Below are 26,388 nucleotides of genomic sequence, written 5' to 3' on the forward strand. Positions count from 1 at the left end.
GGCTCACTCCTGAACGAGAATGCGGGCGGGGATACCCGAAAGTGTGCCGGACTCGCATACCTCGACCCCCGCCGCCCCCGGGCCGTCGCGCCGTCCAGCTGCCCGCCGTCGAACACCGCCTGCGACGGCGGCGCGTTCAGGCCAGGTCGAGGGCGCGCGCCGCGGCCAGCGGGTCGTTCGCGATGGTCACCGGCGCCGGCGCGGTGGAAATCGCCCATTCCGGGTCCTTCAGCCCGTGGCCGGTCACCGTGCAGACCACAGTGGAGCCGGGCGGCACCGCACCCGCCGCGGCCTGCTGCAACAGGCCGGCCACGCTGGCCGCGCTGCCCAGCTCGACGAAGACCCCCACCTCACGGGCGAGCAGACGGTACGCCGAGAGGATCTCCCGGTCGGTCACCGACGCGATCAGGCCACCGGAGGCGTCTCGGGCGTCCAGGGCCTTGGTCCAACTCGCCGGGTTGCCGATCCGGATCGCGGTGGCGATGGTGGACGGCTCCGGCACCACCTGGCCGGTCACGATCGGGGCCGCGCCGGCCGCCTGGAAGCCGTACATCTTCGGGGTGCGGGTGGTGGCGCCGGCAGCCAGATCCTCCGCGTAACCCATCCAGTACGCGGAGATGTTGCCGGCGTTGCCGACCGGCAGGCAGTGGATGTCGGGCGCATCGCCGAGCGCCTCGACGATCTCGAAGGCCGCGGTCTTCTGGCCGTGCAGCCGGTCGATGTTCACCGAGTTGACCAGCGCGACCGGGTAGTCCTGGGCGAGCTTGGCGGCCGTCGCGAGGCAGTCGTCGAAGTTGCCGCTCACCTGGAGCAGCTTCGCGCCGTGCACCAGCGCCTGGGCCAACTTGCCCAACGCGATCTTGCCCTGCGGCACCAGCACGGCGCAGGTCAACCCGGCCCGGGCCGCATACGCCGCGGCGGAGGCGCTGGTGTTACCGGTGGAGGCGCAGATGATGGCCTTGTTGCCGGCCTCGACCGCCTTGGACACCGCGAGGGTCATCCCCCGGTCCTTGAAGGACCCGGTGGGGTTGGCACCCTCCACCTTGAGGTGCACGTCGCAACCGAGCCGGGCGGACAGCACCGGCGCCGGCAACAGCGGGGTGTTGCCCTCGTGCAGCGTGACGACCGGCGTGGCCGCGGTGACCGGCAGCCGATCCCGGTACGCCTCGATCAGACCCCGCCACATGTCGTTCTCCTCGCCTCTACCGCCGTGCCCACCCGATTGTCAGGGCCACCTTGGACCAGCCTGTTGGAGTGGTCAATGGCACACCCCCGCCTACCCACCTGGCGGGACGCGCGCGCCGCCCCCCCGATGATGCAACGACTCAGGCGCCGCCCTCGACCCGCAGCACACTGGTGACCGACCGGACGATGTCCAGACCGCGCAGCTCGCCGACGGTCGCGGCGAGCGCGGCGTCCGGTGCCACGTGGGTGACGATGACCAGTTCGGCGTCGCCGTCGCGGCCCGCCGGCCCGCCCGCCGAGCCCTGCCGCACCGTCGCGATCGACACGTCGTGCCGGGCGAACACGCTCGCCACCGACGCCAGCACACCCGAGCGGTCGGCCACGTCGAGGCTCACGTGGTAGCGGGTCAACGCCTCACCCATCGGCCGGACCGCGAGGTCCGCGTACGCGCTCTCGCTGGCCGCGCGCACCCCGGCGAGCCGGTTGCGGGACACCGCGACCACGTCACCGAGCACCGCGCTGGCGGTGGGCGCGCCACCGGCGCCCCGACCGTAGAACATCAACTGCCCGGCCGCGTCGGCCTCGACGAAGACCGCGTTGAACGCGTCCCCGACGCTGGCCAGCGGGTGGCTGCGCGGAATCATCGCCGGGTGCACCCGGACGCTGACCGTCTCCTGGCCGCCTGCGTCGACACCCCGGGCCGCGATGCAGAGCAGTTTGATCGTGCAGCCCATCGCCTGGGCGCTGGCCATGTCCGCGGCGGTCACCTCGGTGATGCCCTCACGGTGCACGTCGGCGGCGGCGACCCGGGTGTGGAACGCCAGCGAGGCGAGGATCGCCGCCTTCGCCGCCGCGTCGAAGCCCTCCACGTCGGCGGTCGGGTCGGCCTCCGCGTACCCCAGGGCGGTGGCCTCTTCGAGAGCCTCGGCGAAGCCGGCGCCAGTCGCGTCCATCGCGGAGAGGATGAAGTTGGTGGTGCCGTTGACGATGCCGGTGACCCGGTTGATCCGATCGCCGTGCAGCGACTCGCGGAGCGGGCGCAGCAGCGGGATGGCCCCGGCCACGGACGCCTCGTAGTAGAGGTCGCCGCCGCCCTCGGCCGCCGCCTCGTGCAGGGCCACGCCGTCCTCGGCCAGCAGCGCCTTGTTGGCGGTGACCACGCTCTTGCCGGCGCGCAACGCCTCGACCAGCCAACTCCGGGCCGGTTCGATGCCACCGACCACCTCGACGACCACGTCCACGTCGTCGCGCTTGATCAGGCCGAGCGCGTCGGTGGTGAACAGGTCCTCGTCGACCGGCAGGTCACCCCGGTCGCGGCCGAGCCGACGGACGGCGATGCCGGCGATCTCCAGCGGGGCGCCGATCCGCGCGGTCAGGTCGGCCGACTGCTCGTGCAGCAGCCGGACCACCTCCTGGCCGACAGTGCCACAGCCGAGCAGCGCCAAGCGCACAGGTGACGTCATCCAACATCCAATGCGAGCAGGTCCTCTTCGGTTTCCCGCCGGACGATCAGACGCGCCTGGCCGTCGCGCACGGCGACCACCGGTGGCCGGGGCACATGGTTGTAGTTGCTGGCCATGCTTCGGCAGTACGCACCGGTGCCGGGCACTGCGACAAGATCTCCGGGCTGCACGTCGGCGGGCAGGAATTCATCCTTCACCACGATGTCCCCGGACTCACAGTGCTTTCCCACCACGCGGGCGAGCAACGGCTGCGCGGTCGAGGCCCGCGAGGCCAGCGTCGCCGAGTAGGACGCGTCGTAGAGGGCGGTGCGGATGTTGTCGCTCATCCCGCCGTCGACGCTGACGTACGTCCGGAGGCCGTCGAGGTCCTTGACCGTGCCGACCTCGTAGAGGGTGAACACGGCCGGTCCGACGATGGCCCGGCCCGGCTCGATCGACAGGTGTGGCACGGCCAGGTTCTCCGCCGCGCACTCCGAATCGACGATCTTGCGCAGCCGCTTGGCCAGGTCCTGCGGGGTCGCCGGGTCGTCCTGGGTGGTGTACGCGATACCGAAGCCGCCGCCCAGGTCCAGCTCGGGCAGCTCCACCCCGCGCGCGTCGCGGATCTGCGCCTGCAGGGCGAGCACCCGGCGGGCCGAGACCTCGAAGCCGCTGGCGTCGAAGATCTGCGACCCGATGTGCGAGTGCAGGCCGCGCAGCTCCAGCACGTCCTCATCGAGGATCTTGAACGCGGCGGTCGCCGCGGCACCGCCCGCGAGAGAGAAGCCGAACTTCTGGTCCTCGTGGGCGGTGGCGATGAACTCGTGGGTGTGCGCCTCGACGCCCACGGTGACCCGGACCAGCACCCGAGGCCGGACCCCGCGCTCGCGGGCCAGCGCGGTAAGCCGGTCGATCTCGGTGAACGAGTCGACGATGATCCGGCCGACTCCGGCGTCCAGCGCCCGACCCAGCTCCGCGACCGACTTGTTGTTGCCGTGGAAGCCGATCCGCTCCGGCGGCATCCCGGCCGACAGCGCGGTGGCCAGCTCACCGCCGGTGCAGACGTCCAGGTGCAGCCCCTCCTCCGCGATCATCCGGACCACCGCCCGGCAGAGGAACGCCTTGCCCGCGTAGAAGATGTCCTCGGTCGGGAAGGCCGCCCGGAAGTCACGGCAGCGCGACCGCAGGTCGGCCTCGTCGAGGACGTACACCGGGGTGCCGAACTCGGCCGCGATGTCGCGGACGCTGAGGCCCGCGACGGCGAGCGCGCCGTCCGCGCCGCGCGTCACGCTGCGCGGCCACAGCGTGGGGAGCAGGGCGTTCACGTCCTCCGGGGTACGCAGCCAGGCCGGCCCCCGGTTGCTGATGTCCGCGTGCAGCGCACCAGCCTCATGAGCCCTCATGTCACATCCTCTCGGGTGCGGAGACGCCGAGCAGGTGCAGGCCGTTGGCGATCACCGTGCGGGTGGCGTTGTTGAGCCAGAGCCGAGCGCGGTGCAGGTCGGTGATCTCCTCGTCGCCCAGCGGCAGCACCCGGCAGTTGTCGTAGAAGCGGTGGTAGGAAGCGGCGACGCTCTCCTCCAGGTAGCGGGCCACCCGGTGCGGCTCCCGCAGCTCGGCGGCGGTCGCCACCACCGCGGGGAACTGGGCGAGCGCCTTGAGCAGCTCGTTCTCCTTCTCGTGGGCGAGCAGCTCGGGGCGGAACGCGTCGGCATCGCCCGGAACCAGCCCCACCTCGGCGGCGTTGCGGGCCACGCCCGCCGTCCGGGCTGCCACGTACTGCACGTAGTAGACCGGGTTGTCGCGGGTCGCCCGGGTCCACAGCTCGATGTCGATGTCGATCGGGGAGTCGCTGGAGTAGCGGGCCAGCGCGTACCGGGAGGCGTCCACCCCGATCGCGTCGACCAGATCCTCCAGGGTGATCACGGTGCCGGCCCTCTTGCTCATCCGCATCGGGGCGCCGTCGCGCAGCAGGTTGACCAGCTGCCCGATGAGGATCTCCAGGTTGCGCTCCGGGTCATCGCCGAAGCAGGCGGACATCGCCTTCATCCGGCCGATGTAGCCGTGGTGGTCGGCACCCAGCATGATCACGACCCGTTCGAAGCCGCGCTCGCGCTTGTCCAGGTAGTAGGCGCAGTCCGCGGCGAAGTACGTCCACTCGCCGTTGGACTTGCGCAGCACCCGGTCCTTGTCGTCGCCGAAGTCGGTGGTGCGCAGCCAGGTGGCGCCCTCGGACTCGTAGAGGTGCCCCTGCTCGCGCAGCCGGTTCAGCGCCAGGTCGAGCTCGCCCCGGTCGTGCAGGTCCTTCTCGTTGAAGTAGGTGTCGAACTCCACCCCGAAGTCGCGCAGCGAGGAACGGATCTCGTCGAACATCAGCGCGACGCCCTCGACCCGGAAGACCTCCTGGGCGGCGTCGTCGTCGAGCGAGGACACCTCCGGCCGGCGGGCCTGCACCTCGGCGGCGATCTCGGCGATGTACGCCCCGCCGTAGCCGTCCTCCGGCGCCGGCTCGCCCTTGGCGGCGGCGAGCAGCGACCGGGCGAACCTGTCGATCTGCGAACCGGCGTCGTTGAAGTAGTACTCCGTGCCGACGTCGGCGCCGGTGGCCCGCAGCAGCCGGCTCAGCGCGTCACCGACGGCCGCCCAGCGGACCCCACCGATGTGCACCGGCCCGGTCGGGTTGGCCGACACGAACTCCAGGTTGATCTTTTCGCCGGCGAGCCGGTCACTGCGGCCGTACTCCGCGCCGGCCTCGACGATCACCCGCGCGAGCTGACCGGCCGCGGCCGCGTCGAGCCGGATGTTCAGGAAGCCCGGCCCGGCGATTTCCACCGATTTGACACCCTCTGCCCGACCCAGCTCGTCGGCCAGGGTCGTCGCCAGCTCCCGGGGCGGAACGCCCACCTTCTTGCTCAACTGCAGCGCGAGCGTCGAGGCGTAGTCGCCGTGCTCGGGGTTGCGCGGTCGCTCCACCACGGTGCTCGCCGGCAGCGCGGCGCGGTCGAGCCCCCGCTGCTCGAAGACGGCGTGGGCGGCGGCAAGGACGACCGAGGCTAGTTCTGCAGGAGTCACCCAACCATGTTATCGGGGGTAGACTCGGGCACTCGGCGGCTCCCCTGCGCGTCTACCGGCCCGCCACTCCCCTGACCGACCGACTTGACGAGGCACGATGAGCATCAGCACCCCGGGTGGCCCTGAGCGCCGCCCGACCGTGGTCAGCACCGGCAAGAAGCCGGCTGCGGGCCGGCCGGCGTCCGGCGCCAAGGCCGGTTCCGGCAAGCCGACGGGCTCCCCCCGGGGCGGGGGCAAGGGCCCGCGCAAGCCGGTCACACCGGTCAAGGTGAGCCAGGGCCGCGCCTGGGGCCCGATCGCGCTCTTCGTCGCGGTCGGCGTGCTCGCGGCCGGCATCATCGGCTACGGCGCCTGGGCGTCGTTCCAGGGCTCCAAGCCGTGGGACAAGCGGGCCAACGCCATCGACGGCATCGTCAACATCCGCAAGTCCGACCCGGAGAGCCTGAAGTACGAGTCGCACAAGTCGGGCCCGCTGACGTGGAAGTACGCGCCGCCGGTGGGTGGGGTGCACAACGCCGCCTGGCAGAACTGCATGGGCGACGTCTACGACGCCCCGATCGCCAACGAGCACGCGGTGCACAGCCTGGAGCACGGCGCGGTGTGGATCACCTACCGCCCCGACCTGCCGCAGGACCAGGTCGACAAGCTCGCCGGCAAGGTGCGCGGCGTCGAGAAGACCTTCATGAGCCCGTACGAGAACCTGGACAAGCCGATCTCGCTCCAGGCGTGGGGCTACCAGCTCAAGGTCGACAACGCCGACGACTCGCGGATCGACGAGTTCATCAAGGACCTGCGGGTCAACGCCTCCGTCGAGGGCCCGACGGCGCTCTGCAACACCGGCATCACCGCCACCGGCACCACGCCGCGTGAGCTCCAGCAGCAGCCCCAGCAGTAAGGACGGCAATGACCGCTCCGGCGACCACCGACAGCGAGTACGACGAGATCCCGGCCGACCCGGAGGAGGGCGGCCGGGCTCCGGCGTCGCGCTACGGCGTGCTGGCGCTCGCCATCATGCTGGTGGTGGGGCTTCTCCTCGGCTACGGGGGCGGTCTGCTCACGCCGCGGCTCACCCGACCCGGTGACGCCTCGGTCGAGGCGGGTTTCGCCCGGGACATGACGACCCACCACGCGCAGGCGGTGGAGATGAGCCTGATCGCGTACCGGTCGGCGACCCTCCCCGAGGTGCGGCAGATCGCCGTCGACATCGCCACCGGGCAGCAGGGCGAGATCGGCGCGATGCAGACCTGGCTGCGCGAGTGGGGCCTCAGCCCGACCGGGTCGAACCCGCCGATGTCGTGGATGTCCGACGGGGCCACCGTCAAGGACGGTCTGATGCCGGGCATGGCCACGCCGCAGCAGATGACCGCCCTGCGCAACGCTCAGGGCATCGAGGTCGACCGCCAGTTCCTGACCCTGATGTACGACCACCACCTGGGCGGCATCCACATGATCGACGCGGCGCTCGACGAGACCGACAATGCCGAGGTCGTGCGGGTGGCCCAGACCATGAAGAACACCCAGCAGACCGAGCTGAACAACCTCCGGCAGCTCCAGGCGCAGGCCAAGGGCTGACCGACCGGACGGGCGCAACGGCCCGCGTCACCGCCACGGATCGGCGGGGACGCGGGCCGCACCATGTGTCCCGCCCGCTCCGACCCCTGCCGCCCGGCCTTGATCGACTCGGGTCGCAGGAAACCGCGCCGTCCACGCGACCCGGATGCCCCGAGGTCCAGGAACCCGAGTCGATCAAGAGGTCAGACCCGCCGTGTATGACCTGAACACCCCTCTCGCACCTTGTGGGCGTTTTGAGTGGGACAGGCGATTACGTTGCTTAGAGAGTTTTCTCCCCACATATCGTGACCAGTTGCGATTCGGGCTCGTTGCCCAAGACGTGGGGGTTGCACTCAGAGACGCACGGCGTTCGGTCACCAGTTGGTGCCGACGCCACACCATCGGTGGTGACGGGGCGGTGGCAGCCGTCCGTCGCGGACAGCGGCAGAGCGAGCCGGGAATGCTCAGCCGCGAACAGGAACTCGAGTTGATCGACATGCTGCGGGGAGTCCATCCCGACGAGTTCGGCCTGGACGAGGAGTTGTGGACGCGGCAGAGCCTCACCACGCTCATCCAGCAGCGCTTCGAGCTGCCGCTGGACACCGGCGCGGTCGGGGCGTACCTGCGGGCCTGGGGGTTGGGTCCGCGGGAACCGCGGGAGCGGGCCTGCGGGCTCTGCGTCAGCGCGGTGGAGCGCTGGGTCCGCAGCGAGTACCCGGGGATCACCCGGGCCGCCCAGGAGCACCTCGCGGAGGTCTACTGGATCGGCCGGGTCCGGCTGCGCGGCACGATGCCCGCCGCCGACGTGATCTCCGCCGTCTCGTCCCGCGGTCGGGTGCGCTTCATGATCACGACGCCGACGGTCGACCCGCCGCTCCCCCGCGACTTCGTGCTGCGACTCAGTGGCGAGGAGCAGCGCACCGTCCACCTGATCGTGGACGGCTCCTGGCCACGCAACGAGTGGCCGCGCCGGCTCCCTCGGCGAATCGTCCTGCACCCGCTGCCCAGCTGCGGGCGGGCGGTAGCCGCCTGAGCACCGGGTGGGCCGGTCCGACCCGATCGGCTCACCCGATACCGATTCGGCGTACGCAGGGGAGGTTTGCTAGTCTTCTCCAGTCGCTGAGCCCCCGTAGCTCAGGGGATAGAGCACCGCCCTCCGGAGGCGGGGGCGCAGGTTCGAATCCTGCCGGGGGCACCAAAAGGAACTGCGCCGCACCGGGGCGCGTGCTGGTGGTGCAGGGCAACCTACCCGCTGCCGCCCAGCCGACAGGGCTGAGGGGCGCCTCCGGACGTATCACGACCGATGTGAGGACGACCTTCGCTGGCGTTCGCATCGGTCGTTTCCGTAGGTGTCGGCGTACCGGCTCCGACGCGGAGCCAGGCACGGCTCGACACAGGGCCGCATCAGGGTCAGCCAGCCTCCCGTTGGTGGGCTGCTGGAGACGGTTGGGACAGGCGGGCCGCCCCGGTAGGTGACGCTGTGTGACACGCGACCGTCCGACGAAGCGGGGCTCGGCATCCGGATCTGCCGATGTGCGGACGTCGGCCGACAATTGGTCAGCCGAGGCGGTGGGCTCGGCGTTGGAGGTATCGCTGTTCGACCTGGTTCCGGGTCAGGGAAGCTGCTTCGCGATACCAGGCCGCCGCGCCGGCCGTGTCACCGGTCATCTCGAGCAGATGTGCGCGGATCGCGCGTTCGCGCTGTCGGGTCAGCGGGTCCTCGTCCAGGTGGTAGCTGCGGTTGAGGTCGTCTAGCAAGGCCAGCCCTCGGCCCGGCCCGTACGCGTGCGCGACTGCGACCACCCGGCTGAGCCGTACCGGCGCGGTCGGACTGAGCCGTTCCAGTCCCAGGTACAGGGCCGCGATCTGGGGCCAGTCCGTCTGGTCCGGCGACGCGGCGGCGGCGTGCACGGCCGCGATCGCGGCCTGCAGCTGGTACGTGCCGACCTCACGCCGCCGCCAGACGTTGTGGATAAGCCCGATGCCCTCGCGGATCAGCTCGGGATCCCACCGTGTCCGGTCCTGCTCGTCCAGCGGCACCAACACGTCCCCGTCGGTACGGGCAGCGCGCCGCGACTCGGTGAGCAGCATCAGGGCGAGCAGCCCGGTCACCTCGGGGTCGTCCGGCAGGGAGTCGCGGAGCATGCGGGTCAGCCGGATTGCCTCGCGGGTCAGGTCCACGCGGGTGAGTTCGTCCCCGGCGGAGGCGGTGTAGCCCTCGTTGAAGATCAGGTAGAGCACCTGCATGACGGCGTTCATCCGGCTGTCGCGGTCGGCGTCGGTCGGCGGGGTGAACCGGGCACCGGCGCGGGCCAGTTGCTGCTTGGCCCGGCTGATCCGGGCGCCCATGGTGTTCTCGGTCGTCCCATGCGCGTGTGCGATCTCCGTGGTCGTCAGGCCGCCGACCGCGCGCAGCGTGAGCGCCACCTGGGAGGTCGGGCTCAGCGTGGGGTGACAGCACAGCAACAGGAGGGTGAGGCTGTCGTCGGTTTCCAGCGCAGGACCCGCCTGGCGGCTCGGGTCCCGCATCGCCAGCTCGCTCATGCCGGCGTGCCGCTCGCGGCGGCGCCGGGCCTGATCGGTGCGAAGCAGGTCGACCATCCTCCGGTACCCGATCCGGATCAGCCAGCTGCGCGGGTTCTCCGGCACTCCGTCTGTCGGCCACGCCCGGCTCGCGACGAGCATTGCCTCCTGTACCGCGTCCTCGGCGATATCGAAGTGGCCGAAGCGCCGCACCAACGCGCCGAGGACCTGCGGCGCCTCGGTGCGCAGCAGGTGCTCGACGTTCGGTGTCACGCGGGTGCTGCCGTTCGTGTGCCCTCCGCGTCTGCCGCCGTCCGGCGACGCTGGATGCAGAGGGTCACGCCGCGAAGTCCGCGCCCATTATCGGCCGGATCTCCATCGGCTCGCCCAGAACCTCGACCATTCGCGAGACGATCTCGACGGCGCGTTCCTGGTTGTCCACGTTGATCACCGCGAAGCTGGCCAGGACCTCCTTGAGCTCGACGAACGGGCCGTCGGTGGCCACCACGCCGGTCGGGGTCTTGCGGACCGTGGTGCTGACCACCGGGTGACCGAGTCCCTCGCTGCTGAGGAACTCGCCGGTTTCGATCAGCTCCCGTTCGAACCGCTGGTACGCGGCGAACGCGGCAAGCGCCTCCTCGGACGGGGTGTCGGCCGTCGCGGCGTCCCAGGCGGCGGCCGGCGTGTAGCTGAGCAGCAGGTATTTCATGATCATCCTCGTGTTCGCGGGGCTCGGATCACGCTACGCCGATCAGCTCGTACGGCGCAGGGAGAGGGCGACGACCGTCGTCCAGGTGAAGGCGACCAGGCCGTTCACGGCGATCTGGATGCTCATGTGGTTCGGCGACATCGGCGTCAGCAGGATGAGCGCGACGAGGCCGTTCAGCACCGCCGGCAGGGTGGCCCGACGGCGGACGTGCCGGATGGTGAGCACGATGGCGGCGACGGCCAGCGCGGTGAAGGCGATGGCGGCCGCCGCCGAGTGCGCGATGCTGTGCCAGGACATCTCGCCGACCGGCCCGTCAGGGGTCCCTACCGGGAAGCCGTATTCAGGATCCATGGTGAACACCCCGGCCGCGATGAGTCCGGCGCCGAAGATCCCGATGAAGATTGGCAGTACACGCCGCCCGGTTCCCTCGGTGAGCGTGCGTCGGACACCGAGGGCGAGGGCGACCCCGCCGAGCCCGGCGAGCACGAACGTGACGATCTGGATCCAGCCGAGACTTCCGGTGGCCAGTTGGCTGATCGGATGCCGGGTGATGTCGTAGCCCTCCCGGGTGAGCATCTGCGTCACGGCCGAGGCGAAGAAGACCGGTCCGGCGAGGCCGCCGGCGAGGAGCAGGCGGTCGGACGAGCGGCGTTCGGCGGGAACGGCGGCGATGGTGGCCATGACTTCCTCCTTGGTGGGTGCTTGTCGCTACCTCGTGGCCGCACCGTGAACTTTGACATTCCGGGAGCGTGACCCAGCTCACCTGACGTCGACGTCAAAGCCCGGGCGTCGCCTCCGAGGTACCGGCAACAACCCGCCCGAGGAGGACACGATGTCTGAGAACATCCAGCCGAGCGCCGAACTGGCCGCCCTGGACCGTCTGGTCGGCACCTGGTCGGTGACCGGCGGCGCCGAGGGAACCGTGCGGTACGAGTGGATGGCCGGCCGGTTCTTCCTGCTCCAGCACGTCGAACTGAGCCAGTTCGACCAACCCGTCACCGGTCTGGAGGTCATCGGCAATCTGCACCCGTTCGGTGAGCCGGTCGGCGCGGATGTGGCGTCGCGGTTCTACGACACGGCCGGCAACACCTTCGACTACGTCTACGAACTCGTCGGCGACAAGCTGACCATCTGGGCCGGCGCGAAAGGCAGCCCGGCCTACTACGAGGGCACCTTCAGCACCGACGACACCACGGTCACCGGCGAATGGACCTACCCCGGCGGAGGCGGCTACACCTCCACTATGACCCGGATCTGAGACCTGAAAGCCGCACCGACCCGATCGCCCGGAGCCATCGTCTCCTCGAAAAGACAATGCGCTCCGGGCGTGTCGTCCTGCCCTTGCGAACCTCATGGTCGTCGGGGGTGCGCAGGTCGGCCGTCGAGACGGGACGGCCGGCCCCTTCGCGTTTACCTCGGGCAGATTCGGTCAGGAGCCTTCATCGTGTTGGCGCGACACCCGCCACAATGGTGACGGAGGCGGCCGGTCAGCCGCCGACGTACGCCGCCAGGTGCTCGCCGGTGAGGGTGGAGCGGGCGGCGACGAGATCCGTGGGTGTGCCCTCGAAGACGATCCGGCCACCGTCGTGGCCGGCGCCGGGGCCGATATCGATGATCCAGTCGGCGTGCGCCATGACCGCCTGGTGGTGCTCGATGACGATCACCGACTTGCCGGCGTCGACCAGGCGGTCGAGCAGGCCGAGCAGTTGCTCGACGTCGGCCAGGTGCAGGCCGGTGGTCGGCTCGTCGAGGACGTAGACGCCGCCCTTCTCGGCCATGTGGGTGGCCAGCTTGAGCCGTTGCCGCTCACCGCCGGAGAGGGTCGTGAGCGGCTGCCCCAGGCTCAGGTAGCCGAGCCCGACGTCGGCGAGCCGTTCGAGGATGGCGTGCGCCGCCGGCGTACGCGCCTCGCCGGCGCCGAAGAACTTCTCGGCCTCCGTCACCGACATCGCGAGCACCTCGCTGATGTCGCGGCCGCCGAAGCGGTATTCCAGCACCGACGCCTGGAACCGCTTGCCCTCGCAGTCCTCGCAGGGCGCGGCGACGCCCGCCATCATCCCCAGGTCGGTGTAGATGACGCCGGCGCCGTTGCAGCTCGGGCAGGCGCCCTCGGAGTTGGCGCTGAACAGCGCCGGCTTCACCCCGTTGGCCTTCGCGAACGCCTTACGGATCGGGTCGAGCAACCCGGTGTAGGTGGCGGGGTTGCTGCGCCGTGAGCCGCGGATCGCGCCCTGGTCGATCGCTACCACGCCCGCGCCGGCCGGGATCGAGGAGTGCACCAGCGAACTCTTGCCGGAGCCGGCGACGCCGGTCACGACGACGAGCACCCCGAGGGGTACGTCGACGTCCACGTCCTGGAGGTTGTTGGCGGTGGCGCCGCGGATCTCCAGCTTGCCGGTGGGCGTCCGCACCGTCTCCTTGAGGGCCGCCCGGTCGTCGAGGTGGCGGCCGGTGATGGTGCCGCTGACCCGCAGACCCTCCACAGTGCCCTCGTAGCAGACCGTCCCGCCCTCCGTGCCCGCGCCGGGCCCGAGGTCGACGACGTGGTCGGCGATGGCGATGGCCTCCGGCTTGTGCTCCACGACCAGCACGGTGTTGCCCTTGTCGCGCAGCTGGAGCAGCAGCTCGTTCATCCGTTGGATGTCGTGCGGGTGCAGCCCGATCGTCGGCTCGTCGAAGACGTAGGTGACGTCGGTGAGCGAGGAGCCGAGGTGGCGGATCATCTTGGTGCGCTGCGCCTCGCCGCCGGAGAGGGTGCCCGACGGTCGATCGAGGGACAGGTAGCCCAGCCCGATCTCCTCGAACGAGTCGAGGAGATGTTGCAGGCCGGCCAGCAGCGGGGCCACCGACGGCTCCTCGATCCCGCGTACCCAGGTGGCCAGGTCGCTGATCTGCATCGCGCACGCGTCGGCGATGTTCCTGCCCTTGATCTTCGAGGACCGGGCCTCCTTGCTGAGCCGGGTGCCGGCACACTCGGGGCAGGTCGTGAAGGTCACCGCGCGCTCCACGAAGGCGCGGATGTGCGGCTGCAGGGCGTCGATGTCCTTGGCGAGGAAGGACTTCTGGATCGACGGGATGAGGCCCGAGTAGGTCAGGTTGATCCCGTCGATCTTGATCTTGGTCGGCTCCCGGTGGAGCAGGTCGTGCAGCTCCCGCTTGGTGAACTTGGCGATCGGCTTGTCCGGGTCGAAGTAGCCGCAACCCCGGAAGATCCGGCCGAACCAGCCCTCCATGCTGTAACCCGGGATGGTGATCGCACCCTCGTTGAGCGAGAGGTTGTCGTCGTAGAGCGCCGACAGGTCGATGTCGGTCACCGCACCCATGCCCTCGCACCGCGGGCACATGCCGCCGAGACGGTTGAAGGTCGCCTTCTCGGTCTTCGTCTTGCCGGCGCCGCGATCGACGGTGATCGCCCCGGTCGCCTTCACCGAGGGAACATTGAAGGAGTACGCGTTGGGCGAGCCGATCTGCGGCTGCCCGAGCCGGCTGAACAGGATGCGCAACATCGCGTTGGCGTCGGTGGCGGTGCCGACGGTGGAGCGGGAGTTCGCGCCCAACCGCTCCTGGTCGACGATGATCGCCGTCGTCAGGCCATCCAGCAGGTCGACCTCGGGCCGCGCCAACGTCGGCATGAAGCCCTGCACGAAGGCGCTGTAGGTCTCGTTGATCATCCGCTGCGACTCGGCCGCGATGGTGCCGAACACCAGCGAGCTCTTGCCGGAGCCGGAGACGCCGGTGAACACCGTCAGCCGCCGCTTCGGGATCTCGACGCTGACGTCCCTGAGGTTGTTCACCCGCGCGCCCTGCACCCGGATCAGGTCGTGGCTGTCGGCGACGTGCGGCGCGGACGGCTGGATGGCCGTGCTCATCGTGTCTCCATCTCCTCGGGCGCGCAGGACTCAGCGCACTTCCTGGATGCGGACCATGTTGCCCGCCGGGTCCCGGAAGGCACAGTCGCGCACGCCGTACGGCTGGTCGGTCGGCTCCTGGACGACCTCGGCGTCGCTGGCCTCCAGCTTGGCGAAGGTCGCGTCGAGGTCGGTGGTGGCGAGGTTGACGCCGAAGTAGCTGCCCTTGGCCATCAGCTCAAGGATGGTCTGCCGCTCGTCGTCGGTGATGCCGGGGTTGGCGGCCGGCGGGTGCAGGACGATGGCGGTGCTGGGCTGGCCGACCGGCCCGACCGTGATCCACCGCATCCCCTCGTACCCGACGTCGAGGCGGACCTCGAAGCCGAGGACGTCGCGGTAGAAGGCCAGCGAGGCCTCCGGGTCGGTGTGCGGCAGGAAACTCGAATGAATGGTGATGTCCATGCTGGTCACGCTAGTTGCGGCTCGGCGACCCGCGCTTCTCGATTCCTGACCGGTCTGGTCACCTGCTTCGCCACGCACGACGGCATGCCGGCCGTCGCCTGTGCCGCCTGCCGCCGGTAGACGCTGGGCGGCACGCCCACCAGCTCGGTGAAGCGGGTGCTGAAGGTGCCCAACGACGAACAACCGACAGCGAAACAGACGTCGGTGACGCTCAGGTCGCCACGGCGCAACAGGGCCATCGCCCGCTCGATCCGCCGGGTCATGAGGTAGCTGTAGGGAGATTCACCATAGGCGAGCCGGAACTCACGGCTGAGGTGCCCGGCCGACATGTGTGCGCCACGGGCGAGCGCCTCGACGTCCAACGGAGACGCGTACTCCCGGTCGATCCGGTCGCGGACCCGGCGCAGCCGCGCCAGGTCGGCCAGTCGCTGGGTAACGTCGGATTTGCTGCTCACCCGCGAAATCGTGCCACAACCCACCGACAATCCGCCGCACCCCGGGCGGGGGCCGGCGGGCCGGTCAGCCAGCCTCGCGGCGGGCGCGGGCCCGGCGCTTCCCCTCGTGCATGGCCTGCACCCGGGCCACCGGGATGGTCCGGCCCTCGGCCACCAGGTCGGCGGGGAGCTGTTGCGCGGCCGGCATCAGCGCGGCCCACGGGTCGCCGTCAACGAGCAGTGCGGGCGCGGTCCGGATGGTGAAGTCGGCGGGGGTCACCTCGGTCAGGTCCGCCCAGTCGACCGGGAACGAGACCGGCATCCCGGGGCGCAGCCGGGGGCTGTACGCGGCGGCCACCGTCGCTCCGCCCGCCCGGGTGGCGTCCACGAAGACCCGGCCGCCCCGGTCCTCCTTGATGTAGGCGGTGGTGGCCAGCGCCGGGTCGAGCCGCTCGGCGCGGACGGCGAGCGCCCGGGTGGCGGCGGCCAACTCCTCGGCCGTTGGTTCGTCGCTCACCGGAACGAAGACGTGCACGCCCTTGGCGCCGCTGGTCTTGACCGCGCCGGCCAGGCCGGCGTCGGCGAGCGCCTGACGGACCAGCAGGGCGGCGTCGACCGCCGCGCGGAACCCGTCGCCGTCCGGCGGGTCCAGGTCGAGGATCAGGTGGGTCGGGCGATGCAGATCCGCCACGGTGGCCAGCGTCGGGTGGTACTCCACCGCCCGCTGGTTGGCGAACCAGAGCAGGGTGCGGCGGTCGTCGCAGAGGGCGTAGGAGATCTCCCGGTGCGACGCCTCCGCCCAGACCGGGGCTCGGCGGACCCAGTCCGGGGTGTAGCGGGGCAGATTCTTCTGCATGAACGGCGGCTGGCCGGGACGGACCCTGATCACCGACAGCGGCCGGCCCCGCAACTGCGGGAGGATCCGGTCGGCGACCGCGTCGAGGTAGTCGACCAGGTCACGCTTCGTCGCGTCGTCGCGGTCGGACAGCGGCTGGTCCAGGTTGGTCAGGGCCACGCCGTCCCGGGTCTCGTCAGCCTTGCTCACCCGATCACCCTCCCGGCCGCACCGCCGTCGGTCAACTGGACGCGGCGCTTCGGGCCGGATCGATTCCGGCGCCCACCCCGGCCGGTTCCGACTCATCGGCCGCCGGCGACGGCTGGGCCGGGTGTCGGGGCACTGTGGTCAGCGCCACCAGCCACGCGGCGACCACGAGACCCGTGGCCACGGCGAACGCCGTCCGGTACCCGCCGGCGAGCGCGGCGGTCTCGGCCCAGCCGGCGGCCCGCAGCCCGTCGGCGCGGGTGGCGGCGACTGTGGCCAGCGCGGCGAGGCCGACCGCTCCGCCCACCTGTTGGGTGGTGTTGGCCAGGCCGGAGGCGAGCCCGGCGTCGGTGTCGGTCGCGCCGGCCATGGCCACCGTGGTGACCGCGGGCAGGGTCAGCCCGCCGGCCACCCCGAAGATCAACATCGCGGGGAGTACGTCAGCGACGTAGGCGCCGTCGACGGGCAGCCGGGCGAGCAGGAGGAAGCCGACACTCGCCAGGCCGAGCCCGACCAGCAGGACCATCCGGGCACCGAAGCGGGCGATCAGTCGACCGGCCAGGCCGAGCGAGACCACGGCGATCACGACAGGGGTGGGCAGGAAGGCCCAGCCGGTCGCGGCGGCGTCCAACCCCAGCACCAGTTGCAGCTCCACGGCGAGCAGGAACTGGAACCCGAAGTACGCGCAGACCATGAGGAACTGCACGGCGTTCGCGGCCACCAGGCCCGGGACGCGCAGCACCCGGGGCGGCACGAGCGGGGCCGCCGCCACCCGTTGGCGCAGCGCGAACCCACCGAGCAGCAGCACCGCGAGGGCCACCGCGCCGAGCGTCCGGGGGCTGGTCCAGCCGTGCTCGCCCGTTCCGACGATGCCCAGCACCGCGGCCATCAGACCGGCGGTGGCCAGCAGCGCGCCGGGCAGGTCCAGGCCAGCGCGCAGGCCGAACCCTCGTTCGGCCGGCAGCCGGCGCAGGGCCGCGACGAGGATGACCGCCCCGATCGGCACGTTGACCAGGAAGATGGTCCGCCATCCGGCGGCCTCGGTGAGCACCCCTCCGGCGACCGTGCCGACCGACGCACCGGCCGCGCCGGTGAAGCTGAAGACGGCGATGGCGCGGGCCCGCTCGGCCGCTTCGGGGTAGAGCCGGACGATCATGCCGAGGCTGACCGCCATGGCCAGAGCGCCGCCGACGCCCTGCCCGAACCGCGCGCCCACCAGCAGGGCCGGCCCGGTGGCGACCGCGCAGGCCAGCGAGGCGACGGTGAACATCGTGACGCCGGCCAGGAAGACCGCGCGCCGGCCCAGCAGGTCTCCGAGCCGACCGGCGAGCAGCAGCAGCCCGCCGAACGCGACCAGGTAGGCGTTCACCACCCAGGCCATGCCGGCGGCGCTGAAGCCCAGGTCGCGTTGGATGGCGGGCAGCGCCACCGCGACGACGGTGCCGTCGAGAATGATCATCAGGCTGCCAGCGCAGAGCACCAGCAGCGCCGGCCAACGGGATGGGACGACACGTTCCACGGAACCCTCCTTGGTGCACGTTTTGTTACCGAGGTCATCGTCTGTGACCATTAACCGCGGCGGAAGGAGGCACTTTGATGTCCCAGAGGAACAGCGATGTGTCCGCGCTGGTCAAGGCCGAGCTGACCTGCTCGGCCGAGAACGTGCCGTTCACCCCCGGTCAGGCTCGCGCGTGCACCGTCCGCGAGGTGCTCGACCGGGTCGGCGGCAAGTGGAGCATCGGCATCCTGGTGGCCGCCTCCCACGGCCCGGTGCGCTTCACCGAACTGGAGCGGCACATCGAGGGGATCAGCCGTCGGATGCTCACGCTGACGCTGCGCAACCTGGAGCGGGACGGCCTGCTGCACCGCACCGTCTATCCGACCGTCCCGCCCAAGGTCGAATACATGGCCACCCCGATGGCGCTGGAGCTCTACGAGTCGCTGGTCGCGCTGACCAGTTGGGCCGAGCGGCACCGGCGAGCCATCGCTGCGGCCCGGACCAGGTACGACGCCGAGCACGTCTGACGAAACCCGCCAGGAGTGTGGTGAACGCCACCGCTTCCATCTGACCGATCGGTCAGGGTCTGACCGATCGGTCAGGCATGCTGGTCTGCGGGAGGTGGACCGGGCATGGGCAGAGCGGTACCCGACACGCACGGCGAGATTCTCGCCGCGGCGGCGCGGCGGTTCACGGTGACCGGCTACCGGGGCACCTCTCTGCAGGACATCGCCCGGGAGGTCGGCTGCTCCAAGGCCACCGTGCTCTACCACTTCGCCAACAAGGAAGCCCTGCTCGCCGAACTGATGGCACCCGCGATCGAGGTGCTTCGCAGCCTCGACGACCAGCTCAACGGCCTGACCGGGGCGGCCGCCCAGGAGGTTGCCGCACAGGGCTTCGTCGACCTCGCGGTGCGGTTCCGACAGGAGATCGCCGTCCTGCGCGGCGAGTTCCCGGAGCTGCTGTGCCAGCCCGCCTTCGCGCACATCCAGGAGATCTCCGACCGGCTGCGGGACGCCCTCGCCGGGCACTCCGACCGGCCAGGCGCCCGGATCGCCGCGCTGGTGCTGCTCGCCGGCATCTCCGAGGCGTGCGCCGAGTTCGCCGACATCCCCGACGACGAACTGCGCCTCGCCCTGCTCACCCTCGCCCGACGGGCCGTCGAACCCGTCGACGCACCAGTGCCCCATCCACCCACGACCGAGGACAAGGACTCCTGATGGCCACCCTGCTCTACCGGCTCGGCCGGGGCGCGTTGCGCCGGCGACGGCTCGTCGTCGCGCTCTGGCTCGTCGTACTCGTCGTCGCTGGCCTGGCCGCGGCGACCCTGCGCGGCCCGACGGCGAGCAACTTCACAATGCCCGGCACCGAGAGCCAGCGCGCGCTCGACCTGCTGGCGGACCAGTTCCCCGCGGCCAGCGGCGCCACCGGCACCATCACGGTCAAGGCGCCCGCCGACGGCCAACTGGCCACCCCGCAGGGCCAGGCCGTGGTGCAGGAGCTGGTCCAGGAGGCGTCGGCACTGCCCGGCGTGGTCGGGGCGGTCAATCCGCTCCAGGTCGGCGCGGTCTCACCCAACGGCCGGTACGCGCTGGTCCAGGTCCAGTTCGCCACCGGCGGTGACGACGTGACCGACGACCAACGCACCGCGTACGAGGAGGTGGGCGCGGCGGCCAGGGCACAGGGCTGGCAGGTCGCCCCCGGCGGTGAGGTGCTCGGAGGTGAGCCGGAGATCGGCTCCACCGAGGCGCTCGGCGTGCTGGTCGCCGCGATCGTCCTGATCATCACCTTCGGTTCCCTGGTCGCCGCCGGCATGACGATGCTCAACGCGCTGATCGGCGTGGGCGCCGGCATGGCCGGGCTCTTCGCGCTGAGCGGCGCCGTCCAGCTCACCAGCACCGCGCCGATCCTGGCGCTGATGCTCGGTCTCGCGGTCGGCATCGACTACTCGCTCTTCATCACCTCCCGGCACCGGCAGAACCTGCTCGACGGCCTGTCCCCGGAGGAGGCGGTCGGCCGGGCCGTGGGTACCGCCGGCTCGGCAGTGGTCTTCGCCGGCGCCACGGTTGTCATCGCCCTGGCCGGGCTCGCCGTGGTGGACATCCCGTTCCTCACCGTGATGGGTCTCGCCGCCGCCGGCACGGTCACCGTCGCCGTGCTGGTCGCCATCACCCTTCAGCCGGCGCTGCTCGGCTTCGCCGGTCGCCGGGTGCTCCCCCGCCGGCTCCGCTCCGTCTCCACCGACGGGACCGCCGCTGACGGCACCGCCACCGACGGCACCGCCACCGACGAGGACGACTCGGACGTCACCGACCGGCCGGCCGCGACGCCGACCACGACCGACGAGCGCAACCGGTTCGGTTTCCGCTGGGCGCGACTGATCACGCGGTTCCGCGTACCGGTCATCCTGGTCGGTCTGCTCGGCCTGGGGCTGCTCGCGCTGCCCACGCCGGACATGCGGCTGGCCCTGCCGGGCGCCGCGACGGCCGCCGTCGGCTCACCCGCCCGGGTGGCGAACGACCTGACCGTCGAGGGCTTCGGTCCGGGCTTCACCGGCCGGCTCGCGGTGGTGGTCGCCGGTGACAGCCCGCAGGCGACCTCGGCGGCCGTGCCGCAGGTCACCGCCCTGCTCCAGCGAACCGAGAACGTCCTCGCGGTGGCGCCGCCCCAGCTCAGCCCGGATGGTCGGACCGCGCTGCTCGGCGTGGTGCCGAAGACCGGCCCGACCGACGAGGCCACCGAGACGCTGGTGCACGACATCCGTGGCGCGGTGAGCGGAATCCCCGACGCGGACGTGCTGCTCACCGGCGTCACCGCCATCGGCATCGACGTCTCCGAGAAGCTCTCCGACGCGCTACCGATCTACCTGCTGCTGGTGGTCGGGCTCTCGGTGCTGCTGCTGATGCTGGTGTTCCGCTCGCTGCTGGTGCCGATCAAGGCGGCGCTGGGCTTCCTGCTCACCGTCGCCGCCACGTTCGGCATCACGGTGGCCGTCTTCCAGCAGGGGCACCTCGCCGACCTCGTCGGCCTGGACACCCCCGGCCCGCTGATCAGCTTCCTGCCGATCCTGCTCATCGGCATCCTGTTCGGGCTCGCCATGGACTACGAGGTGTTCCTGGTGTCCCGTATGCGGGAGGACTTCGTCCACGGTGAGACGGCCCGACAGGCCACCATCAGCGGCATGGGACACGGCGCACGGGTGGTCACGGCCGCCGCGCTGATCATGATCTCGGTCTTCGGGGGCTTCGTCTTCCTGGAGGACCCGGTGATCAAGTCGATGGGCTTCGCGCTCGCCATCGGCGTCGCCATCGACGCGTTCGTGGTCCGGATGACCATCGTCCCGGCGGTCATGTCGCTCCTCGGCGACCGCGCCTGGTGGCTGCCCCGCTGGCTCAACCGCGCGCTGCCCAACGTGGACATCGAAGGCGAAGGCCTGCGTACCCACCTGGAAGACCGCACCCCCACGCACGTCTAACGCACCTCCGCGGTCGATCATGGAGTTGTGGTGCCCGTTGCGCCCCGATCAGGGGCCTTCGTCCAGCACCACAACTCCATGGTCGACTCCAGCAGACGCCGGTCAGACTCCGGCTGGGTAGGTTTGCATCTCGCCGGGGGCCGCCGGCACCGGTAGCGGGTGCAGAGCCGTGGTGTCGTCACACCAGATGAAGGCGTCATAGCGGTCACCCAGCCGGGTGGGCACGTAGTTGCCCCAGGACTCGAACGACGGGTCGTAGACGACCCCGATCGCCCGGTGGTCCACGGTCTCGGTGACCCAGCCCGGCTGATCGTCGCCGCCGAAGATCAGCACCGCCCGCTCCGGCATCAGCTCGTGCAACCGCCGCTCGACCGAGCCCTCCCGAGCCGGGGGCACCACCATCGCCTCAGGCGGTGAACCCCAGCGGGGCGCGGCGATCACCGTGCCCCGGTAGCTGCCGAAGCCGACCAGGGCCACCGAGTCCTCGCCGTGCCGCTCCCGCGCCAACTGACCAAGGTTGACCATCCCGTCGGCGGCCATGTCGGTGGCCCGCGCATCTCCGACGTGCGTGTTGTGCGCCCAGACGACTCCCCGCGCGTCCGGGCCGTACCGGCCCAACAGCCGGTCCAGGGTGTCCTGCATGTGGGTGTCGCGGATGTTCCACGAATCCGGCCCACCGGCCACCATCGCCCGGTAGTAGCGCTCGGCGCCGGCCACCACCTCCGCGTTCTGCCAGGCCGAGAAGCTGTCCGGGCCGTCGGAGAGGGCGTGTTCACGGGTCCGGGCGAGCAACCGGACGACCTCCTCCTCGCACCGGGCGGAGACGAAGCGGCTGGCCGCGCCGTACTCCTCGACCCTCTTGCCGTACGGCTCGAAACACCGGTAGGCGTCCTGCGCCGCCTCCAGCGACTTCGGGTCCTCCTCCCCCAGGTAGTCGAAGATCGCCTGCATCGACTCCCAGAGGCTGTACACGTCGAGGCCGTGGAACCCGGCCCGTTGCTCCTCCGGCAGTTCCACGTTCCAGGCCCGCAGCCAGCTGGCGAACCGGGCCACCTCGGCATTGGCCCACATCCAGGTCGGCCATCGCTCAAACTGGTCGAGTGCGAGCTGCGGGTCGAGCGCGCCACCCGGCGCGGCCGTCACCGACCGGTGCACCCGGTCGCAGTCGGGCCAGTCACCCTCCACCGCGACGAAGGAGAAACCACACTCCGCGATCAACCGGCGGGTGAGCTGCTCGCGCAACCGGTAGTAGTCGTAACTGCCGTGGGTGGACTCGCCGATCATCACCACCCGGGCGTTGCGAACGCGCTCCAGCAACGGGTCGAAATCGCTCGGCGCGCCGAGCCGCTGAACCAGCATGCCAGCGGCTACCCGACCGCCGCAGCGGCAAACCGTGCGCGCGTCGCGGGCCGACACGCCGGCCGCCGGGCCGTCGTGGGCTCCAACCCACCCTGTGTACGACCACCGCGAGCGGGTAGCCGGCCGACATGACCGTCACCGGGGTTCAGTTGCAGGAGTACCTGGCCGGGCTCGACTACCCGGTCTCCCGGGAGGACCTGATCCGCTGGGGTCAGGAGAACGGGGCCAGCACGGCAATGTTGCAGATGCTCCAGGCCCTACCACCCGAGCAGTTCAACAACCCGGACGAACTCAACGCCGCCCTGTCCACCCCCACCTAAACCCACCCCCACCCTTCCCAGCCCCGCCCCGCCCCGCCCCGCCCCGCCCCGGTGATCATGAGGTTATTGCCACCCGCCACGGCGTGTCGCGCCGCTAACTTCATGATCACCGGGGCGACGGGGGGTGGAGGCGGGCGACGGCAGGTGGGGTGGGAGTCGGGGTGGGGGTGGGGGGTTTAGGGGAGGGGGATGGTGCGGGATTCGGTTCGGGCGGTTTCGGCGGCGGCGATGATGGCGACGACCTCGCGGCCGAAGCGGACGTCGCAGCGGTGGTCCCGAGTCCCCGCCCGCACCTGCTCGACGAGTTGGTCGATGGCGACGCCGAACGCGGTGGCGGCGTCGTTCTCACCGACCGGAACGTTCTCGATGCCGTTCTCGCCGTAGAACACGAACTCCCGGGCCATCGACTCGGTCGGGGCGTCCAGGGAGAGCGAGGCGCTGCTCGTGGCGCCGCCCTCGTGGGTGAGCAGCAGATGCACCATCCCGCTCGGGCCGTCCATCGCGGCCACCTGCGTCACCCGGCCCAGCACCGGCAGGAGGATCGAGAGCGCGTGCGGGGCGATGTCCCACAGCGCCCCGTGCTCCCGACGCCACAACGAGCCGCCGTACGGGCTGCCGTCCTGGAAGATCGAGGCGAACGCGGTGGTTCGGCCGTGCTGCCAGCCCCCGGCGGCGGCGGTGGCCGCGAGGAACGCCGTCACGTTCGGCTGGAACCGCTGGGTGAAGAAGACGACCGAAGCGACCCCGGACTCCTCCGCGGCGGCCACGACCCGGTCGGCGTCGGTCACGCTGAGCGCCAGCGGCTTGTCCAGCAGCAGGTGCCGACCGGCGCGGGCCGCCCGGACCGCGATGTCGGCCTGGATGTCCGGCGGCAGGGCGACGGCGATCGCCTCGCACTGCTCGATGAGCGCGTCGACGTCGGCGTAGGCGGGCACCCCGTACCGCTCGGCCAGCGCGGAGGCCCGCTCCGGGTTGCGACCCCACACACCGACCAGCTCCGCGTCGGGATGGGCGTGCAGCGCCTTCCCGTGCGTCTCGATCGCCCAGTGACCGGTGCCGAACAAGCCGAACCGCAGCACGTGTACCTCCGCTGTTTCCCCGCACCGCGACAACGCCACGGACGTGATCCACGCTAGTCGCCCCGGCGGCCGGATCGGCGGCGGGTTCGACCAATCGAAGCAGCTCACCTTGCATTTCCGGGTCGGTGGCCGAGCTACCCGACCGATTGTCGGTGAGCAGCGGTCCGCCGCGCCGCTGCGGGCAGTGTCAGGTCCGATCGCCGCCAGACAGACCAGGTACGGCGGGGCAGTCTCGACGACATGCGGAGCTCGGATTCAGCGATCACCAGCGGTGTCGTGACGTTTGACCACTGGTACGACTTCACCGAGGGCGGCCCGGTGCACCGCGCGCTGCTGCCGTTTCCGTCGACGGCGCCCGCCCCGTTCGAGGTCGCGCGCTGGTCGGTGGCCCCGAACACCTCCAACGACCTGGATGTCCATCGCTCCCGTGAGGTGTGGATCATCGTGTCCGGGGTCGGAACCCTGACGTTCGCCGACCAGGCGCGCGTCCTGCGGGCGGGCGACGTCGCGGCGTTCGACAGCGGGGTGCCGCATCAGATTCGCAACGACGGACCGGACCCACTCCTCGCCGTCTCCGTCTACTGGCTGCAAGCCGGCGACTGACGCCAACCCGAGGAGCATGGGCCGCGGGCCCTCGACGGGCGCGCGTCACACGCGCAGAGGCAGGGCAGCCCTGTACTACGACGGTTAGTAGGCTGTGCCGGTGACCGAGGCAACGACCGGGTGGTGCCGGTGACCAGCGCGGGCGTCGATTCGCCGGTGGACGGGATCGTCGCGGCAGTGCCGATCGTGCTGTCGCTGCTCGTGGCGGTGTGGGCGCTGGTGGCCGCGATACGCCACCGGCCGCCGGACCGGGTGCAGGTCGTCGGTCTGGCCGTACTCGAAGTGGCGTTGCTGGTGTTGAGCGTGCTGGCCCTCGTCGCGGTCGGCGGCGGGGATCGGCCCGGCGAGCCCGGCGCCTTCTTCGGCTATCTGGTCACGCTGGTGTGTCTGCCGCCACTGGCCTGGGTGCTGGCCCGGATGGAACCGACCCGCTGGGGCTCGGCGATCGTGTGCGCGGTCTGCCTGGTGGCCCCGGTGGTGGTGGTCCGGTTGCAGCAGACCTGGGAGGTGCTCGGTGGTTGAGACAGGATCGGCTCGGCAGCGCACGAACTCCGGCCCGGGTCGGCTGCTGATCGCCGTCTACCTGCTCTTCGCGATCGCGGCGACGAGTCGGGCGGGCTTGCAGATCGCCACCAAGTTCGACGAGGCGCCGGTGGCGTACCTGCTCTCCGGGCTGGCCGCGCTCATCTACATCGTGGCGGCGGTGGGTTTGGCCCGCGCCGGGCACGCCGGCCGTCGGGTCGCGCTGGCGTGCTGCTCGGTGGAGCTGGTCGGGGTGGTCGCGGTCGGCGTCCTGAGCCTGGTCGACAAGGATCTCTTCCCGGACGAGACGGTCTGGTCGCAGTTCGGCAGCGGGTACGGCTACATCCCGCTGGTGCTGCCGGTGCTCGGCCTGATCTGGCTCTGGCGCACCCGCCGCGCACCGGCCTGACCCACCGCGCCGCACCCGCCCGACGCGCTCTCGGCTGACCCGGCGACGAGGGCGCCGGCTGGTCTGCCGGAGCGCCCTCGTCGGGGGTACGGGTCAGTCCCGTGGGCCGCCCGCGACGTAGATGACCTGACCCGACACGAAGCCGGCGCCCTCGCTCGCCAGGAACGAGATGGTGTGCGCGACGTCCTCCGGGCGGCCCGGGCGGCGGACCGGGATCTCGGCGGCGGCGTGCTTCTGGAGGTCGTCGAAGTCGACCTTCATCCGGGCGGCGGTGGCCGCTGTCATGTCGGTGACGATGAAGCCGGGTGCGACGGCGTTCACCGTCACCCCGAACGGACCCAGCTCGATGGCGAGCGTCTTGGTGAAGCCCTGGAGACCGGCCTTGGCCGCGGCGTAGTTCGCCTGGCCCCGGTTGCCCAGCGCGGAGGTGCTGGAGAGGTTGACGATCCGCCCCCACTTCCGGTCCACCATGTGCTTCTGGGCGGCCTGGCTGAACAGGAACGCGCCGCGCAGGTGCACCCCCATCACCGTGTCCCAGTCGGCACTGGTCATCTTGAACAGCAGGTTGTCGCGGAGCACACCGGCGTTGTTGACCAGCACCGTGGGCGCGCCCAGCTCGCCGGCGACGCGACTCACCGCAGCCTCGACCTGGTCGCGGTCGGACACGTCGGCGCCCACTCCGAGCGCCCGGCCACCGGCCCCGGCGATGGCGTCCACCGTCTCCTTGGTGGCCGCCTCCTCGATGTCGACCACGGCGACGGCCATCCCGTCAGCGGCCAACCGCCGGGCGGTGGCCGCGCCGATACCGCGCGCGGCTCCGGTGACGATGGCGACGCGGGGCTCCTCCGACATGAC

Annotated in this window: 26 protein-coding genes and 1 tRNA gene; 12 read left to right on the forward strand and 15 right to left on the reverse strand. The window is 71.1% G+C overall.

The features are described 5' to 3' along the window. Positions 1-136: 136 nt before the first annotated feature. The 4 genes from thrC to argS form a co-directional block, all read right to left on the reverse strand. A complete protein-coding gene (gene thrC / locus ACZ6NZ_RS28665) occupies positions 137-1,186 on the reverse strand; it encodes a threonine synthase (protein ID WP_366608034.1) in 1,050 nt (349 codons plus the stop codon). 139 nt (positions 1,187-1,325) lie between these two features. Beyond that, positions 1,326-2,636 (reverse strand): homoserine dehydrogenase, encoded by a 1,311-nt coding sequence (locus ACZ6NZ_RS28670; RefSeq protein ID WP_465861133.1) that lies wholly within the window; start codon positions 2,634-2,636, stop codon positions 1,326-1,328. A gap of 8 nt (positions 2,637-2,644) precedes the next feature. Beyond that, positions 2,645-4,030, reverse strand: coding sequence for a diaminopimelate decarboxylase (gene lysA / locus ACZ6NZ_RS28675; RefSeq protein ID WP_366608033.1), 1,386 nt, complete (start codon positions 4,028-4,030; stop codon positions 2,645-2,647). A gap of 1 nt (position 4,031) precedes the next feature. Then, on the reverse strand, positions 4,032-5,699 hold the full coding sequence (gene argS, locus ACZ6NZ_RS28680) for an arginine--tRNA ligase (protein ID WP_465861038.1): 1,668 nt from the start codon (positions 5,697-5,699) through the stop codon (positions 4,032-4,034). A gap of 97 nt (positions 5,700-5,796) precedes the next feature. Between argS and ACZ6NZ_RS28685 the strand changes: the two genes are divergently transcribed. From ACZ6NZ_RS28685 to ACZ6NZ_RS28700, 4 genes are all read left to right on the forward strand, one after another. Further along, positions 5,797-6,594, forward strand: coding sequence for a DUF3105 domain-containing protein (locus tag ACZ6NZ_RS28685; RefSeq protein WP_465861039.1), 798 nt, complete (start codon positions 5,797-5,799; stop codon positions 6,592-6,594). 8 nt (positions 6,595-6,602) lie between these two features. After that, the gene (locus tag ACZ6NZ_RS28690; protein WP_366608030.1) at positions 6,603-7,271 is read left to right on the forward strand and encodes a DUF305 domain-containing protein; all 669 of its coding nucleotides are present in this window, start codon (positions 6,603-6,605) and stop codon (positions 7,269-7,271) included. Between the two features lie 319 nt (positions 7,272-7,590). After that, entirely contained in the window at positions 7,591-8,283 is a 693-nt protein-coding gene (locus tag ACZ6NZ_RS28695) for a winged helix-turn-helix domain-containing protein (RefSeq protein ID WP_465861040.1), read from the forward strand. A gap of 90 nt (positions 8,284-8,373) precedes the next feature. Beyond that, positions 8,374-8,448 (forward strand) — tRNA-Arg (locus tag ACZ6NZ_RS28700). Between the two features lie 359 nt (positions 8,449-8,807). Here the strand turns inward: ACZ6NZ_RS28700 and ACZ6NZ_RS28705 are convergent. From ACZ6NZ_RS28705 to ACZ6NZ_RS28715, 3 genes are all read right to left on the reverse strand, one after another. Further along, a complete protein-coding gene (locus ACZ6NZ_RS28705; RefSeq protein WP_465861041.1) occupies positions 8,808-10,046 on the reverse strand; it encodes an RNA polymerase sigma factor in 1,239 nt (412 codons plus the stop codon). Between the two features lie 64 nt (positions 10,047-10,110). Then, positions 10,111-10,482, reverse strand: a complete 372-nt coding sequence (locus ACZ6NZ_RS28710; RefSeq protein ID WP_366608028.1) for a YciI family protein — start codon at positions 10,480-10,482, stop codon at positions 10,111-10,113. A 42-nt stretch (positions 10,483-10,524) separates the two neighbouring features. Then, the gene (locus tag ACZ6NZ_RS28715) at positions 10,525-11,163 is read right to left on the reverse strand and encodes a DUF998 domain-containing protein (protein ID WP_465861042.1); all 639 of its coding nucleotides are present in this window, start codon (positions 11,161-11,163) and stop codon (positions 10,525-10,527) included. 151 nt (positions 11,164-11,314) lie between these two features. Between ACZ6NZ_RS28715 and ACZ6NZ_RS28720 the strand changes: the two genes are divergently transcribed. Beyond that, the gene (locus ACZ6NZ_RS28720; RefSeq protein ID WP_465861043.1) at positions 11,315-11,740 is read left to right on the forward strand and encodes a hypothetical protein; all 426 of its coding nucleotides are present in this window, start codon (positions 11,315-11,317) and stop codon (positions 11,738-11,740) included. Positions 11,741-11,969: 229 nt separating this feature from the next. Here the strand turns inward: ACZ6NZ_RS28720 and ACZ6NZ_RS28725 are convergent, their stop codons facing one another. The 5 genes from ACZ6NZ_RS28725 to ACZ6NZ_RS28745 form a co-directional block, all read right to left on the reverse strand. Continuing rightward, positions 11,970-14,351 carry an ATP-binding cassette domain-containing protein gene (locus ACZ6NZ_RS28725; protein WP_465861044.1) on the reverse strand — a complete coding sequence of 794 codons (2,382 nt, stop codon included), beginning with the start codon at positions 14,349-14,351 and terminating at the stop codon, positions 11,970-11,972. A 30-nt stretch (positions 14,352-14,381) separates the two neighbouring features. Further along, positions 14,382-14,792 (reverse strand): VOC family protein, encoded by a 411-nt coding sequence (locus ACZ6NZ_RS28730; RefSeq protein ID WP_366608024.1) that lies wholly within the window; start codon positions 14,790-14,792, stop codon positions 14,382-14,384. Positions 14,793-14,797: 5 nt separating this feature from the next. After that, positions 14,798-15,247 (reverse strand): helix-turn-helix transcriptional regulator, encoded by a 450-nt coding sequence (locus ACZ6NZ_RS28735; protein ID WP_366608023.1) that lies wholly within the window; start codon positions 15,245-15,247, stop codon positions 14,798-14,800. 64 nt (positions 15,248-15,311) lie between these two features. Continuing rightward, the gene (locus ACZ6NZ_RS28740) at positions 15,312-16,271 is read right to left on the reverse strand and encodes a DNA polymerase domain-containing protein (protein ID WP_465861045.1); all 960 of its coding nucleotides are present in this window, start codon (positions 16,269-16,271) and stop codon (positions 15,312-15,314) included. A gap of 31 nt (positions 16,272-16,302) precedes the next feature. After that, entirely contained in the window at positions 16,303-17,787 is a 1,485-nt protein-coding gene (locus ACZ6NZ_RS28745) for an MFS transporter (protein WP_465861046.1), read from the reverse strand. A gap of 74 nt (positions 17,788-17,861) precedes the next feature. Between ACZ6NZ_RS28745 and ACZ6NZ_RS28750 the strand changes: the two genes are divergently transcribed. The 3 genes from ACZ6NZ_RS28750 to ACZ6NZ_RS28760 all read left to right on the forward strand — a co-directional run bounded on the left by ACZ6NZ_RS28750 (position 17,862) and on the right by ACZ6NZ_RS28760 (position 21,241). After that, entirely contained in the window at positions 17,862-18,293 is a 432-nt protein-coding gene (locus ACZ6NZ_RS28750) for a winged helix-turn-helix transcriptional regulator (RefSeq protein ID WP_465861047.1), read from the forward strand. 105 nt (positions 18,294-18,398) lie between these two features. Continuing rightward, positions 18,399-18,986, forward strand: coding sequence for a TetR/AcrR family transcriptional regulator (locus ACZ6NZ_RS28755; RefSeq protein ID WP_366608020.1), 588 nt, complete (start codon positions 18,399-18,401; stop codon positions 18,984-18,986). Continuing rightward, on the forward strand, positions 18,986-21,241 hold the full coding sequence (locus ACZ6NZ_RS28760) for an MMPL family transporter (protein WP_465861048.1): 2,256 nt from the start codon (positions 18,986-18,988) through the stop codon (positions 21,239-21,241). The genes ACZ6NZ_RS28755 and ACZ6NZ_RS28760 overlap by 1 nt, the downstream gene beginning before the upstream one ends. 102 nt (positions 21,242-21,343) lie before the next feature. Here the strand turns inward: ACZ6NZ_RS28760 and ACZ6NZ_RS28765 are convergent, their stop codons facing one another. Continuing rightward, on the reverse strand, positions 21,344-22,600 hold the full coding sequence (locus tag ACZ6NZ_RS28765) for an erythromycin esterase family protein (protein ID WP_465861049.1): 1,257 nt from the start codon (positions 22,598-22,600) through the stop codon (positions 21,344-21,346). A 128-nt stretch (positions 22,601-22,728) separates the two neighbouring features. Here ACZ6NZ_RS28765 and ACZ6NZ_RS28770 point away from each other — a divergent pair, with 128 nt between their 5' ends. Continuing rightward, complete coding sequence (locus tag ACZ6NZ_RS28770; RefSeq protein WP_465861050.1) at positions 22,729-22,920, forward strand: DUF2795 domain-containing protein; 192 nt, start codon at positions 22,729-22,731, stop codon at positions 22,918-22,920. Between the two features lie 176 nt (positions 22,921-23,096). On the opposite strand, the gene ACZ6NZ_RS28775 is transcribed toward ACZ6NZ_RS28770, so the two are convergent. Next, positions 23,097-23,999: a Gfo/Idh/MocA family protein gene (locus tag ACZ6NZ_RS28775; RefSeq protein ID WP_465861051.1), complete on the reverse strand. Its 903-nt coding sequence runs from the start codon at positions 23,997-23,999 to the stop codon at positions 23,097-23,099. 276 nt (positions 24,000-24,275) lie between these two features. Between ACZ6NZ_RS28775 and ACZ6NZ_RS28780 the strand changes: the two genes are divergently transcribed. From ACZ6NZ_RS28780 to ACZ6NZ_RS28790, 3 genes are all read left to right on the forward strand, one after another. Continuing rightward, the gene (locus ACZ6NZ_RS28780) at positions 24,276-24,602 is read left to right on the forward strand and encodes a cupin domain-containing protein (protein WP_465861052.1); all 327 of its coding nucleotides are present in this window, start codon (positions 24,276-24,278) and stop codon (positions 24,600-24,602) included. A 129-nt stretch (positions 24,603-24,731) separates the two neighbouring features. Further along, complete coding sequence (locus tag ACZ6NZ_RS28785; protein WP_465861053.1) at positions 24,732-25,124, forward strand: hypothetical protein; 393 nt, start codon at positions 24,732-24,734, stop codon at positions 25,122-25,124. Continuing rightward, on the forward strand, positions 25,117-25,533 hold the full coding sequence (locus ACZ6NZ_RS28790; RefSeq protein WP_366608013.1) for a hypothetical protein: 417 nt from the start codon (positions 25,117-25,119) through the stop codon (positions 25,531-25,533). Before ACZ6NZ_RS28785 ends, ACZ6NZ_RS28790 begins: the two co-directional genes overlap by 8 nt. A 93-nt stretch (positions 25,534-25,626) precedes the next feature. Here the strand turns inward: ACZ6NZ_RS28790 and fabG are convergent, their stop codons facing one another. Continuing rightward, positions 25,627-26,385, reverse strand: a complete 759-nt coding sequence (fabG, locus tag ACZ6NZ_RS28795) for a 3-oxoacyl-ACP reductase FabG (RefSeq protein ID WP_465861054.1) — start codon at positions 26,383-26,385, stop codon at positions 25,627-25,629. Between the last annotated feature and the right edge of the window lie 3 nt (positions 26,386-26,388).

The organism is Micromonospora sp. NPDC047756 (assembly GCF_055587245.1).